Origin of the sequence: Streptomyces sp. NPDC058157, assembly GCF_042884105.1 — a bacterium.
In the GTDB taxonomy this organism is placed as follows: domain Bacteria; phylum Actinomycetota; class Actinomycetes; order Streptomycetales; family Streptomycetaceae; genus Streptomyces.
Map to the genome: position 1 here is coordinate 29,837 of NZ_JBHVUQ010000059.1, position 11,906 is coordinate 41,742.

The following is an 11,906-nucleotide window of genomic DNA, read 5'->3' on the forward strand; positions in this document are numbered from 1 at the left end:
GCGGGATGTGGTGCGGGCCCGGGCGACGTGACGTCGCCCGGGCCCGAAGGGACCCGATCAGTTACAGGTCGTGACGCTCAGGCTGCTGTCACCGCACAGCAGCAGGCTGGCGCGGCTGCCGCCGCCGGTGAGGTGCGCGGCCTCGGTGTTCTCTTCCTTCGGGGTCTCCATGGACTGCAGGTCGAGGAGCGTCATGGCAGCTTCCTTTCCTTCGGGGGTGTGTCGTGCCGGGTCACGGCCCCCCGGTGGGGGACCGGCTCTGGGGCCGCCGCGGTGCGCGGCGGCGGGAGGAACGGCAGGTGCGCGCGGCCGTCGGTCGCGGCGCTGCCGAGGGCCAGGAGGGCGCCCGCGGTCCCGGTGGACAGGTCCATGGACAGGCGCATCATCTGCTCGCCGGGGAAGGCGAGGTGGCCCTGGTACGGGACCGCGTGGCGGGCCAGGGCCTCGATCTGCCGGGCGACGTCCCCGGCGCGGGTGCCGGGCCCGGGAGTGGTGGTCCGCGACAGGTGCAGGATCATTCCGGCGGCGCCGCGGAAGAGGCCGGGCTGGGCGTAGAAGGTCGCCTGCGCGGCCCGGACGATCTGGACCCGGGCCTCCTCGAACCGCTCGTTGCGGGCGTGGCTCGCGTGGTCGTCGAGGACCATGCCGATGCCGACGCTGCCCGCCCCGAGGTACGGCATGGTCCGCCACCCCTCGTCCACCTGGAGGGTGCCGAAGGCGCTGGTCACGCAGTGGTCCAGGTCGCGGTGGAGGAAGCGGCCGGCCCGCAGGAGCAGTTCGGGGTCGCCGGTGCGCTCGTAGAGGCGCAGGTGCAGCAGGGCGATCCCGCTGTGGCCGTGGAGGAGCCCGGTCCGGTCGAGGGAGGGGGCCGCGGCGTGGGCGAGGTCGGCGCAGCGCAGGGCCGCGTCGTGCAGGGAGCGCTCGCCGGTGGCCGTGCCGAGGGAGTCCAGGGCGAGCCCGATGCCGGCGAGGCCGCCGTTCAGGTCGGGGCCCGCGGACTGCCAGGGCTCGTCCAGGAGGCGCTCCGCCAGGGCGAGCGCGCGGTCGTGGTGGCCGAGCCGGTGGTGGGTCCAGGCCAGTCCGGCGAGGCCGTCGTAGAAGCCGAGCGGGGTGCCGGACGCAGGTTCCTTGGTCCGGGCGAGCAGCCATTCCTCGGCCTCGGGCCAGGGCGCGGCGCCCGTCTCGGCGAGGGCGTACAGCACGCCGGCGGCCCCGTGGCCGAAGGCGGTCCCGCCCCCGGCGGTGGCGAACTGGGCCGGGTCCCCGGGGAAGAGGCGGTCCTCGCGGTCCGGGGTGGCGGCGGCGTGCAGGGCCGCGGTCAGGGAGGCGCGGGCGGCGGGCCAGTCCTCCGGCGCGGCCGGCAGGTACGGCCCGGCGGAGGCGGGCGGCGGTCCGCCGGGGACGGCGCCCTCGGGTCCGGCGAGGATCTCCCGCACTGCCGCGTCCAGGAACTCCCGGGGGACGGGGAACTGCGCGGCGGCGATGTCCGCCAGGTGCGCGGCCTTGCCCCGGTCCATGACGAGCAGGCTCGTCAGCGGCAGGAACAGGGCGAGGCGCAGGCAGGCCAGGGCGTAGCGGTCGACGGCGAAGCCGCGCCGGTCGGGCGGGGCGACGAAGGCCGGGTTGGCCACCGTCTGGCGCAGGCCCTCGTCGACGGGGGCGGCGGCCTCGAAGTCCAGCAGGGCGACGGAGGGTTCACCCGTGTCCGGGTCCTCCGCGACCATGATGTTGAAGAGGTGCAGGTCGTTGAAGACGATGCCGCGGGAGTGGACGGCGTCCACGGCTTCGGTCACCCGGGCGTGGATCCTCAGGGCCCAGTCGGTGTAGGCGGCGAGCTCCGCGGGGTCGGGGTCGGCCTCGATCAGCGGGTGGCGGCGGGCGAAGTAGGTGTTGAGGGGCTTGCCCTCGAGGTACTGCAGGGCCAGGAAGTGGTGGTCCCCGACGGTGAAGGCGCCGCGGACGGAGGGGACGCAGTCCAGTCCGTCCAGGCGCTCCAGCGCCCTGCGCTCCCGGTGCAGCCGGGCCACCGCGTCCGCCTCGTCGGCGGCGAGCCCGGCGAGGGGACGGGCCTCCTTGAGGACGACCGCTTCGCCGGTGCGGGTGTCGCGGCCCGCGTAGACCCCGCCGCCGTTGGAGAAGTGCAGGGCCCGCTCCACGGTGTAGGGGACGCCCTCCAGGGTGACGGCGGCGCGCCGCTCCAGGTGCGGCCGCAGGAAGGCGGGCGGTTCGGCCCAGGCGGGCGGCTGGAACACGGGGCCGCGGGCGTCCGGTACCAGGCGCCCGTCGGGCGCCTCGATCGCGGGGACGAGCTCGCCGCGCCCGTCGTAGCAGTGCCGCAGGGTGAAGCTGCCGTAGCGCAGGTGGACCGGGCCGTCGTTCCAGCGCAGGTCGCTCAGGATGTACGGGCCGGGCTCGCCGGCGAGCAGGGCGTCCAGGTCCTCGGCGATCCGCCGGCAGGCGTCGGTGCCGGCCGGGTAGACGGTGACGAACTTGCCGCTCGCCGCGCGGTCCGCGTACTTGGCGTTGCGCAGGTGCAGCAGGTACCGGCTGGGCACGAACTTGAAGGCGATCCGCCGTTCCACGCAGTGGGCGTGGACCCGGTCGAGGACGCGCTCCGCGTTGTCGAGGCCGGCCGAGACGTGGATCTTCCAGCCCTGGGAGGGCAGTTCGAGGCCGACGGGACGCAGGGCGAGCCAGTCGCCGCTGCGGTGCGAGGTCCACCCCTCGGGTACGGGGGCGACGGCCGCCGCGAAGCCCTCCCCGGCGCGCCGGTACGGTGCGTCGTAGAACCAGCGGTCGGCGTCGCAGAAGGCCGCGTGCCCGTTGTTCACACCTGCTCCCTCGGTCCTCGGTCGGTGACGGGAGCAAAGGTGGCACGTCGCGGGGAGGCCGCGACAGTCGTGTTTGTCACCAGCCCGCCGTGCGCTCCGCACGGGTCACCGCGCCGATCCGGTCAGCCTGGGCGGCCCGTCCGCAGGGGCCGTCGGGGTCCGTCGGGGTCGCCACCGGGCGGAACTCCGCTCTCCGATATGCGGACCGGGGTGTCCGTAAGCCGATCGTCCAGGTGCGGTCGGCCTTCGGATCTGGAAGGGTCGGTCCTGCCCGGGTGCTGGATGGAAGCCCCGGTGCCGGTCAACGCCTGTGATTCGAAAGGAAACTGATCATGCGTCACCGTTTGGCGACAGTCTCCGCCGCCGTCCTCCTCTGCCTCGGCGGCGCCGCGGGCGTGGCCCGGGCCGAGCCCGCGGGCCCCTCCGCCCCGTCCGCGCTGGTCCTCACCATCGCCCAGGGGAACGGCGCCGCCGCGGGCACCGTCGTACGGGCCGCGGTCCTCAGCTGCGCCTACACCGCCGAGGGCACGCACCCCGCCCCCCGGGCCGCGTGCGACGCCGTGAACGCCACCGGCGGCGACTTCGGCCGGCTGCTGGCCGCGCCGGCGCCCGGCCGTGCGTGCCCGAAGCACTACGACCCCGTCACGATCGCGGCGGACGGCGTCCTGCACGGCGAACGCCTCGCATGGAAGCACACCTTCCGCAACGCGTGCACGATGTCCGCGGCGCTGAAGGGCGACCCGGTCTTCGCGTTCTGAGCCCCGGCGCGGAATTCCTCAGGCAGGCCCGGAGTGTTCGCCCAGTGCCCTCGCCACCAGGTCGTGCACGAGGTACTCGCCCGGGGCCCGGTTCTCCTTCAGGCGGGGGAGGTCCGCGGGCCCGAACCAGCCGTAGGCGGTGTGCCGGGACCACTCCAGGGCGGGGTGGTCCAGGTCGCCGTCGACCTCCACGAGGAAGTCGGCCTCGTGCCGGATGCCACCCCCGTCGTCCCCGGTCCATGCGGTGACCCCGAACAGGCTCCGTACGCGGCGCAGCCGCCAGCCGGTCTCCTCCGCCACCTCCCGCGCCAGGGCTTCGAGGAGGCCCTCGCCGGGCTCGACGTGCCCGCCGACGATGTCCCAGCAGTCGGGGAACAGCGCGCGGCCGGGACCGCGCTTCTGGGCGAACGCCCGGCCCCGGGCGTCGAGGACGACGGCCCCGACCGTCCAGACCTCGCCCTCGGCGGGCACCGGTACCTCAACCTCCTCGTCCACGGTCACTTCGTCGCGTAAGTCGGTCATGGCCCCACCGTACGGGCCGCCGACGACGGGCGTGAGCCGGGGCCGGTGACACGGGCGCGCGCTCCCGGGCGGCCGGCTCCCGGCCGGTAGGCTCGGCGGCATGCCGTGCTCCTGGAAGACGCGTGGACCGGGCTCCGTACGGGTCCTGCCGTGAGCACGTTCGCGCTGATCCACGGGGCCGGTGACGGCGGCTGGTACTGGCACCTGGTCGCGGCCGGTCTGAGGGCGCGCGGGCACGCGGTGGTGGCCCCCGACCTACCGGCCGGCGACGGCGCGGCGACGCTCGACGACTACGCCGACGCCGTCTGCCGGGCGGTCGGCGACTGCCGCGAACCCGTCGTCGTGGGCCAGTCGTTCGGCGCGTTCACCGCCCCGCTGGTCGCCGTCCGCCGACCGGTCGCCGCGCTGGTCCTGGTCGCCGGGATGGTGCCCGCGCCGGGCGAGTCCCCGGACCGGTGGTGGGGCGCGACCGGCTACGCCGAGGCCGTGCGGGCCCAGGCCCGCGGGGACGGGGGCCTGACCGGCGCCGCGGACCCGTACGTCGCCTTCTACCACGACGTGCCCCGCGCCCTGGCCGAGGAGGCGCTGCGCCGGGAACGGGCCCATCCCTCGGCGGCGGCGACCGCGCAGCCGTGGCCCCTGGAGGCCTGGCCGGACGTCCCGACGAGGTTCGTACTGTGCACCGGGGACCGCTTCCTGCCGCCCGCCTTCCTGCGCGGGCTGGTGCGGGACCGGCTCGGAGTGGCCCCGGAGGAGATCACCGCCGGCCACTGCGTCGCGCTCAGCCGCCCCACCGAACTGGCGGCCCTCCTGGACCGGCGTGAGGAAGAGTGACGGGGCGGCTCAGTCGAGGCAGAACTCGTTGCCCTCGACGTCCTGCATCACGAGGCACGACTCGCCGAAGCCGTCCGCGCGCAGCAGCTGTACGCGGACCGCGCCCAGCGCGAGCAGCCGGGTGCATTCGGCCTCCAGCGCCGCCACGCGCTCGTCCCCGGTCAGGCCCGGGCCGATCCGTACGTCGAGGTGGAGCCGGTTCTTGACGGCCTTGCCCTCGGGGACGCGCTGGAAGAACAGCCGCGGACCCACGCCCGAGGGGTCCACGCAGGCGAACGCCGAGCCCTGCCGTTCGGCGGGCTGCGCGCGGTCGAACGCGCCCCAGTCGGCGAAGCCCTCCGGCGGCGGCGGGACTACGTATCCGAGCACCTCGCACCAGAAGCGGGCGACGCGCTCCGGGTCGGCGCAGTCGAAGGTCACCTGGAACTGCCTGATCGAAGTCACCGCGCCACCGTAGCAGGGTGATTCGATGGCTCAACCGAGTTGTTCCGCAGGCCCGTTGGTGGGAGTCCGGCCCGGGTCTCAGGTGCTGTCCAGGCCGTCGACCAGGCGGTCGAGGAAGCGGGTGAAGGTCTCTTCGGGGGTGGTGGGGGCCCCGGCGGAGGCGAGGGCTTCGGCGAGCTCCGGGTGGTGGCCGTCCGCTGCGACGGCGGCCAGGTAGCGGGCCTCGGCCTCGGCCCGGCCCGGGGGCTCCGCGGCCCGCGCCTGCGCGATCTCGTAGCCGACGTGTCCCGCCACGAAGCCGGTGAGCTGGGCGAACACCTCCAGTCTCGCGGCGCCGGCCAGGCCGCTGGGCCGCAGGACGCCGAGCACGTGTTCCAGGAAGGCCAGGGTGTGGGGGCCCGGGGAGCGGCGGGTGGCCAGGGCCGCCGTCAGCCAGGGGTGGCGCAGCATGTGGGCGCGCTGGAGGCGGGCGACGGCCTTCAGGTCGGCGCGCCAGTCGCCGCTCGGCGGATCCGTGTCCGTCAGCTCGGCGCTCACGTGGTCGACCATCAGCTCCAGCAGCGTCTCCTTGTCGGGGGCGTAGCTGTAGAGCGACATCACCCCGGCCCCGACCTCGGCGGCCACCCGCCGCATGGTGACCGCCTCCAGTCCCTCGGCGTCCGCCACCGCGACGGCCCGGGCCGTGATCGCCTCCCGGGTGAAGGAGGGGCGGCGGCCCCTGCGGGGCTCGGCCGGGCGCAGCCAGAGCCGTTCCGGGTCGACGCCGGCGCCGCCGGACTTTCCCTCGCCGGGCATGGTCTCGCCCTCCCTGTCGTGGTCTTCGGGGCGGATGTGGCCAGGTCATCCAAGCATGATCTATTCTCGTACAACGTACGGTAATAGATGGAGGAGAGGCAGACATGCCAGCACGCACCCCCCGCGCCGGATCCACCACCGCAGCCACCGCAGCCGCCGGACCGGCCTGGACCCCGCCGGCCGCGAAGCCGCCGCTGTCCTCCCGCCTGATGAGGGCGACCTGGCGGGGACTCCCGGCCGGACGGCACGCGGTCGGCTGGGAACCGGGACTGGAGGTCCCGGCCGCCGACGGCAGCCCCCTGGTCACCGACCACTACTTCCCGCGGGGAGAAGGCGACTTCCCCACCCTCCTGGTCCGCTCGCCCTACGGCCGGGGCATCCCCTGGGGCCCCATGTACGGGCTCCTCTTCGCCGAACACGGCTTCCACGTGGTCGTCCAGAGCTGCCGGGGAACCGGCGGCTCGGGCGGTACGTTCCACCTGTGGCGCAACGAGGCGGCCGACGGCCGGGCCACGCTCGCCTGGCTGCGCGAACAGCCCTGGTTCGACGGCCGGCTCGGGACGGTCGGCCCCAGCTACCTCGGCTACGTGCAGTGGGCCCTCGCCCTCGACCCGCCGCCGGAGCTGAAGGCCATGGTCGTCCAGGTCGGCCTCCACGACCCCCACGCCTTCCTCCACGCGGACGGCGTACTGCACCTGGAGAACGCCCTCGTCATCGCCCTCGGCATGACCTACCAGCACCGGGGCGTCCGGCCCTTCCTCAAGGCCACCCTGCGCCTGCAGCGCCGCCTGCGCGAGGCCACCACGGCGCAGCCCCTGCGCGGAGGGCACGTCCGCGCCCTCGGCGGCGAAGTCCCCTGGCTGGACGAGGCGATGGCGCACCCCGACGCCGCCGACCCCTACTGGCACGGCGCCTCCCTCGCCGGGGCGGCGGAGCGGCTGCGGGTGCCCACCGCCCTGATCACCGGCTGGCACGACGTACTCGCCGGACAGACCCTCGACCAGTACGCCCGGCTGCGGAACGCCGGCTGCGACACCGCCCTCCTCATGGGCCCCTGGACGCACACCTCCGCCCTCCAGCGGGGCTGGCCCGAGGTGTTCGGCGAAAGCCTCGCCTGGCTGCGCGCCCACCTCTGCGGGGACACCTCCGGCCTGCGCCCCGCCCCCGTGCGCGTCCACACCGGCGGCGACACCCGCGGCGAAGACCCCTGGCGGGACCTGGCCGCCTGGCCGCCGCCCGGGACCGACGCCACCTGGTACGCCGCCCCGGGCGGACACCTCGTCGAGCAGCCCCCCACGGACTCCGCGCAACTGGCATCCTTCCGCCACGACCCGGCCGACCCCACCCCGTCCCTCGGCGGTCCGCTGCTCTCCCGCACCGCCGGACCGCGCGACAACGCCCCGCTGGAGGCCCGCGACGACGTCCTGACCTTCACCGGCCCGCCCCTCGCGGAGCCGCTCGACGTCATGGGACCGGTCTCCGCACGGCTGACGCTCTCCACGGACACCGGGCACACCGACGTCTTCACCCGGCTGTGCGACGTGGACCCCCAGGGACGCTCCGTCAACGTCTGCGACGGATTGGGCCGGGTCCGCGCGGAGGCGGGGCAGGAGGCGCGGATCTCCGTCCCGATGGGCTCCACCGCCCACCGCTTCGCCGCCGGCCACCGCATGCGCTGGCAGATCAGCGCGGGAGCTCATCCCCGCTACGCCCGCAACCCCGGCACCGGCGAACTCCCGCTGGACGCCACGGCCTTCACCCCGGTCCGCGTCACGCTCCACACCGACTCGGCCCTGACCGCGCGGCGGACGGGGTCCCCCGGCAGGTGAACCCGCCGCTACGATGCGGGGCGTCGGCGGAGCGGAACGGGGCAGGGCATGGACGGACACGGACACCACGGCGGCGGGTACGGGGTCCCGGGAGGCGGTCCGCCCCCGCAGGGGCCCCCGTACCCCCCGCAGGGAAACCCGTACGCGCAGCCCGTCCCCCCGCAGGCGAACCCGTACGCGCAGCCCCTCCCGCCGCAGCCGGGCCCCTACCCCCCGTACCCGGGGCACCCGGTCCCGCCCCCGCCCGTCGAGCCCTCCCGCGCCGGCAGGATCCTGCGCGCGATCCGCAACCCCTTCCACGCCGCCCAGCGCACCTTCCGCCCCTCGCGGGACGGCATCGTGCACGACCCCCAGGTCCGCACGCTCCAGCTGTGGCGGACGGTGCTGGGCCTGGTCGCCTGGGTGGGGTTGACGCTCACCTACAAGGCCGTCGTGAGCGCCGCCGACGTCAAGGCCGCGGCGGACGACCGCCTCGACCAGAGCTGGTCCGGCGTCCTCGTCCTCGTCTGCACCTTCCCCGTGGTCGTCGGCGCCTTCGTGGCCGCCGCCCGCGGCCCGCTGCGCCGCGTCTACCTGCGCCGGGCCCTGCGTCCGCTCGGCGCGGTCCTGGCCGTCATGGCGTCGATGGCCACCTTCCCCCTGGCGATGGCGCCGGAGCTCGCGGGCGTGCGCGAGGCCGTCGGGCTGCCGGGGAAGGTCCTCATCGGCGTCCTGTGCCTCTGGTCGCTCGGTTTCGCGCTGTACGGCATCGGCCTCTCCCTCGTCCACGTCTTCCGCACCGCCGACATCCACGAGGTGCTGCCGCCGGTCCTGGCCGGCGTGCTGGTGTGGGAGATGGCGGTGCTGGACGTGGTCACGGGCGCCTATCCGCAGGTCCCGGCCGCCGTCCGGGCCGTCTTCGTCCTGGGCGCCCCCGTCACCGTCACGGCGCTGTCCTGGTGGGAGCTGCGCCGCCTGGACCGCCACCACGGGCTGACGGTCCGCGGGGCGCTCGGCCGCTGACGCCCCCGAAGGACCTCACACCCCGTCGGCGCGGTGCGTCACGCGGCCGGCCAGGACCGTGAGGAGCACGGGCAGTTCCGGCAGGTCCGTCGCGGCGGTGGTGAGCGGGTCGGCGGCGAACGCCGTGAGGTCCGCGCGGAACCCCGGGGCGAGCCGGCCGGCCTCGTGCTCGGCGCCCGCCGCGTAGGCCGGGGCCGTGGTCATCCCGCGCAGCGCCGCCAGGGCGGTCAGCGCCTGCCCGGGCCCGTGGGGCGCGAGCGTCAGGTCACGGCTCGGGCGGCGGTGGCGCGCGCCGGCCATCACGCCCAGCGGCGGGAACGGGGCGATCGGCCAGTCGGAACCGAGGACCACGGTGGCCCCGGCGTCCCCCAGGTCACGGCAGCGCCAGGCCCGCGACGCCCGCTCCTCGCCCAGCCGCCGCGACCAGTTGTCCGTGTGGTCGGCCCGGGTGAAATCGCAGCAGTGGGTGGGCTGCATGGACGCGATGACGCCCAGCTCGGCGAAGCGGCGCAGGGTGTCGTCCGGGACGGTCTCGATGTGCTCCACCCGGTGGCGCACCCTGGCGGGCCCGCCGCCGGCCCGCGCCCGCTCGACGGAGTCGAGCACGTGCCGCACGGCCGCGTCGCCGATCGCGTGCGTGGCGGTGGGCACGCCCGCCCGGTGCAGTTCCCCGACGACGCGCGTGTACGCGGCCGGGTCCGGCCAGAAGGAGCGGGTGGACTCGCCGTGCCGGTCGGGGTGTTCCAGCCAGGCCGTGCCGTTGTCGATGGTGCCGTCCATGAACAGCTTCACGCCCGCGACCTCCCACAGGGCCCCGCCGGTGCCCTGCTGCCCGATCAGGGCGCGCACCCCCTCGGCCTCGGTGCCGGGCTGGCACCAGGGCGCGACCCGCAGCCGCAGCGGGAGTTCCCCGGCCGCGTCGAGTTCCGCGTACAGCTCCAGGCTGTCGCCGTTCGCGTCCATGGCGTGCCCGCCGGTCAGCCCGGCGGCGGCCATGGCCCCGAGGGCCGCGGCGAGCCGCTGTCGGCGCTGCTCGCGGGTGGGCCGCGGGGCGACCCGCTCGACGAGTGCGCAGGCGGCGTCCTCCTGGAGCAGGCCCGTCGGCCGTCCGGCGGCGTCGCAGACCACCTCGGCGGAGGCCTGGCCGAAGGTGCGGGGGCCGTCGACCCCGGCCAGTTCGAGGGCGCGGCGGCTGGCCAGCGCCGAGTGGGCGTCGAACAGCAGCAGGAAGGCGGGCACCCCGTCGAGCACGGAGTCGAACGGCGCGGTCCCCACCGGCCGGTCCCCGAAGACGTTGGGGTCCAGGCCCCAGCCGGACAGCCACTCGCCGGGGGCGAGGGAGCGCACCCGTCCGGCCAGCTCGCGCCGTACGCCGTCCAGGTCCGTGCAGCCCGACAGGTCGAGGCCGTGGGTGAGTTCGGCGCCGGAGACCGGGTGGATGTGGCCGTCGGTGAGGCCGGGCGTGACCACGGCCCCCGACAGGTCGACGACGGTGGTCGCCGGACCGGCGAGCTCCCGCATCTCCCGGTCGTCGCCCAGGGCGAGGATCCGGCCGTCCTCCCCGGCGGCGAGTGCGGTCTGCGGCAGGAACAGTCCCGTCGCGGGGTCGAGCAGGCGGGCGGAGAGCAGGACGAGGCGGGCGCGCACGGGGGCTCCTTGAGGGGGCGGGGCGGGAGGGTCAGTCGGCGGTGGCGGTTGCGGTGGCGGGGGCGGGCGGCTCCGGGTCGGCTCCGGGGCCCGCAGGCGCGTCCAGGGCGCCGTGCGGCAGGCCGAGCCCCTGTTCCGCCGTGGTGACGGCCATCCGGGTGACCGCTGCGGGGCGGCCGGCGGTGTCGGTGTTGGCGTGGGCGCCCAGCCCGTCGAGGACGACGAGGATCTGGATGGTCGTCACGTAGGGGTCCGGCGTACGGAACTCCCCGCGCTCGACGCCTTCCCGGACGAGCCCCTCCAGGCGTCCGCGCCAGGCCGCCTCCTGTCCGGCGACCCGGTCGCGCAGGACGGGCCGGTAGCGGCTGAGGTGGCGGGCGTTGATCCAGAGGCGGCTGACGGAGTCGTAGGCCTCGCCCGCCGTGCGGGCCAGGAACCGCGCGAGTCGCCCGGTGGGGGACTCCCCGCCGGAGTCCTCGGGGACCAGCCGGTCCAGCTCGGCGCTCGCCGCGCTCCCGAAGGCCTCGGCCACCAGGTCCTCGACGGACGGGAAGTAATGGCTGATCAGCCCGGGCCGCACGGTGAGCTCGTCGGCGATCCGGCGGAGCGTGACGCACTCCAGCCCCTCGGTCAGCGCGACCAGGGCCGCGGCCTCGACGATCTCCGCCCGACGGGCGTCGGGGGACTTGCGGACTCGTTTGCGCGGGACGCTTGACGACATACCGGCGATGCTATTGAGTGTGCGACCAATAAGCAAGCAGGCGGGATACGCACGCACCCCGGAGGGCCCCATGGCATCCACCCACCCCGACCCGCGGCCCCTCGGCGCCGGCGCCCCCGAAGCGGCCGGCGCCCCCGAAGCGCCCGACGCGCCCGGACGGGCCCGGACCGACCCGGGGCGCGCGGGACGCGTCGAAGCCCACGGCATCGACCGCATCGCCGAGTCCGAGCGCCACGGCCGCCCCCGCGACCTCTTCGCCGTCTGGGCCGCCGCGAACGTCAACTACCTCAGCCTCGTGATCGGCGGGGCACTGGTGCTGATGGGCCTGAGCCTGGGGCAGACCCTCGCCGTGCTCGTCGTGGGCAACCTGTTCTGGCTGCTCACGGGCCTCCTCGCCACCTCCGGACCGGCGGCCGGCGCGCCCAGCGAGGTGATCACCCGGGCGCTGTACGGGGTCCTCGGCAACCGCGTCAACAACGCGGTCGGCGGCTGGCTCGTCTCCGTCTGCTACTTCGCCCTGAAC

Annotated in this window: 12 protein-coding genes; 5 read left to right on the forward strand and 7 right to left on the reverse strand. The window is 75.7% G+C overall.

Annotated features, from left to right (window positions below; translation table 11 throughout):
• Positions 1 to 57: 57 nt before the first annotated feature.
• Positions 58 to 195: a SapB/AmfS family lanthipeptide gene (locus ACFVXK_RS17325; protein WP_388938101.1), complete on the reverse strand. Its 138-nt coding sequence runs from the start codon at positions 193 to 195 to the stop codon at positions 58 to 60.
• Complete coding sequence (lanKC, locus tag ACFVXK_RS17330) at positions 192 to 2,831, reverse strand: class III lanthionine synthetase LanKC (RefSeq protein WP_389612512.1); 2,640 nt, start codon at positions 2,829 to 2,831, stop codon at positions 192 to 194. Before lanKC ends, ACFVXK_RS17325 begins: the two co-directional genes overlap by 4 nt.
• A gap of 344 nt (positions 2,832 to 3,175) precedes the next feature.
• Between lanKC and ACFVXK_RS17335 the strand changes: the two genes are divergently transcribed.
• On the forward strand, positions 3,176 to 3,589 hold the full coding sequence (locus ACFVXK_RS17335) for a subtilase-type protease inhibitor (protein WP_389612514.1): 414 nt from the start codon (positions 3,176 to 3,178) through the stop codon (positions 3,587 to 3,589).
• Positions 3,590 to 3,607: 18 nt separating this feature from the next.
• On the opposite strand, the gene ACFVXK_RS17340 is transcribed toward ACFVXK_RS17335, so the two are convergent.
• Positions 3,608 to 4,111, reverse strand: coding sequence for an NUDIX hydrolase (locus ACFVXK_RS17340; RefSeq protein ID WP_389612515.1), 504 nt, complete (start codon positions 4,109 to 4,111; stop codon positions 3,608 to 3,610).
• Between the two features lie 150 nt (positions 4,112 to 4,261).
• Between ACFVXK_RS17340 and ACFVXK_RS17345 the strand changes: the two genes are divergently transcribed.
• A complete protein-coding gene (locus tag ACFVXK_RS17345) occupies positions 4,262 to 4,945 on the forward strand; it encodes an alpha/beta fold hydrolase (RefSeq protein ID WP_389612517.1) in 684 nt (227 codons plus the stop codon).
• A 9-nt stretch (positions 4,946 to 4,954) separates the two neighbouring features.
• On the opposite strand, the gene ACFVXK_RS17350 is transcribed toward ACFVXK_RS17345, so the two are convergent.
• Together ACFVXK_RS17350 and ACFVXK_RS17355 are read right to left on the reverse strand one after the other, a co-directional pair.
• Entirely contained in the window at positions 4,955 to 5,389 is a 435-nt protein-coding gene (locus ACFVXK_RS17350; protein ID WP_389612519.1) for a VOC family protein, read from the reverse strand.
• Between the two features lie 78 nt (positions 5,390 to 5,467).
• Positions 5,468 to 6,184, reverse strand: a complete 717-nt coding sequence (locus tag ACFVXK_RS17355; protein ID WP_389612521.1) for a TetR/AcrR family transcriptional regulator — start codon at positions 6,182 to 6,184, stop codon at positions 5,468 to 5,470.
• A gap of 209 nt (positions 6,185 to 6,393) precedes the next feature.
• Here ACFVXK_RS17355 and ACFVXK_RS17360 point away from each other — a divergent pair, with 209 nt between their 5' ends.
• Together ACFVXK_RS17360 and ACFVXK_RS17365 are read left to right on the forward strand one after the other, a co-directional pair.
• Entirely contained in the window at positions 6,394 to 8,013 is a 1,620-nt protein-coding gene (locus ACFVXK_RS17360; RefSeq protein ID WP_389612536.1) for a CocE/NonD family hydrolase, read from the forward strand.
• 48 nt (positions 8,014 to 8,061) lie between these two features.
• Entirely contained in the window at positions 8,062 to 9,015 is a 954-nt protein-coding gene (locus ACFVXK_RS17365; protein WP_389612523.1) for a hypothetical protein, read from the forward strand.
• A 15-nt stretch (positions 9,016 to 9,030) separates the two neighbouring features.
• On the opposite strand, the gene ACFVXK_RS17370 is transcribed toward ACFVXK_RS17365, so the two are convergent.
• Together ACFVXK_RS17370 and ACFVXK_RS17375 are read right to left on the reverse strand one after the other, a co-directional pair.
• Positions 9,031 to 10,662 (reverse strand): amidohydrolase, encoded by a 1,632-nt coding sequence (locus ACFVXK_RS17370; protein WP_389612525.1) that lies wholly within the window; start codon positions 10,660 to 10,662, stop codon positions 9,031 to 9,033.
• 31 nt (positions 10,663 to 10,693) lie between these two features.
• A complete protein-coding gene (locus tag ACFVXK_RS17375; protein WP_389612527.1) occupies positions 10,694 to 11,383 on the reverse strand; it encodes a TetR/AcrR family transcriptional regulator in 690 nt (229 codons plus the stop codon).
• Between the two features lie 70 nt (positions 11,384 to 11,453).
• Here ACFVXK_RS17375 and ACFVXK_RS17380 point away from each other — a divergent pair.
• Positions 11,454 to 11,906: cytosine permease (locus tag ACFVXK_RS17380; RefSeq protein WP_389612529.1), on the forward strand; the 453-nt coding region annotated here is incomplete at its 3' end.

Excerpts from the sequence above, each read along its gene's own strand:
- ACFVXK_RS17325 (WP_388938101.1), bottom strand. The coding sequence starts at position 195 with ATGACGCTCCTCGACCTGCAGTCCATGGAGACCCCGAAGGAAGAGAAC.
- ACFVXK_RS17340 (WP_389612515.1), bottom strand. The coding sequence starts at position 4,111 with ATGACCGACTTACGCGACGAAGTGACCGTGGACGAGGAGGTTGAGGTA.
- ACFVXK_RS17355 (WP_389612521.1), bottom strand. The coding sequence starts at position 6,184 with ATGCCCGGCGAGGGAAAGTCCGGCGGCGCCGGCGTCGACCCGGAACGG.
- ACFVXK_RS17360 (WP_389612536.1), top strand. The coding sequence starts at position 6,394 with ATGAGGGCGACCTGGCGGGGACTCCCGGCCGGACGGCACGCGGTCGGC.
- ACFVXK_RS17365 (WP_389612523.1), top strand. The coding sequence starts at position 8,062 with ATGGACGGACACGGACACCACGGCGGCGGGTACGGGGTCCCGGGAGGC.
- ACFVXK_RS17375 (WP_389612527.1), bottom strand. The coding sequence starts at position 11,383 with ATGTCGTCAAGCGTCCCGCGCAAACGAGTCCGCAAGTCCCCCGACGCC.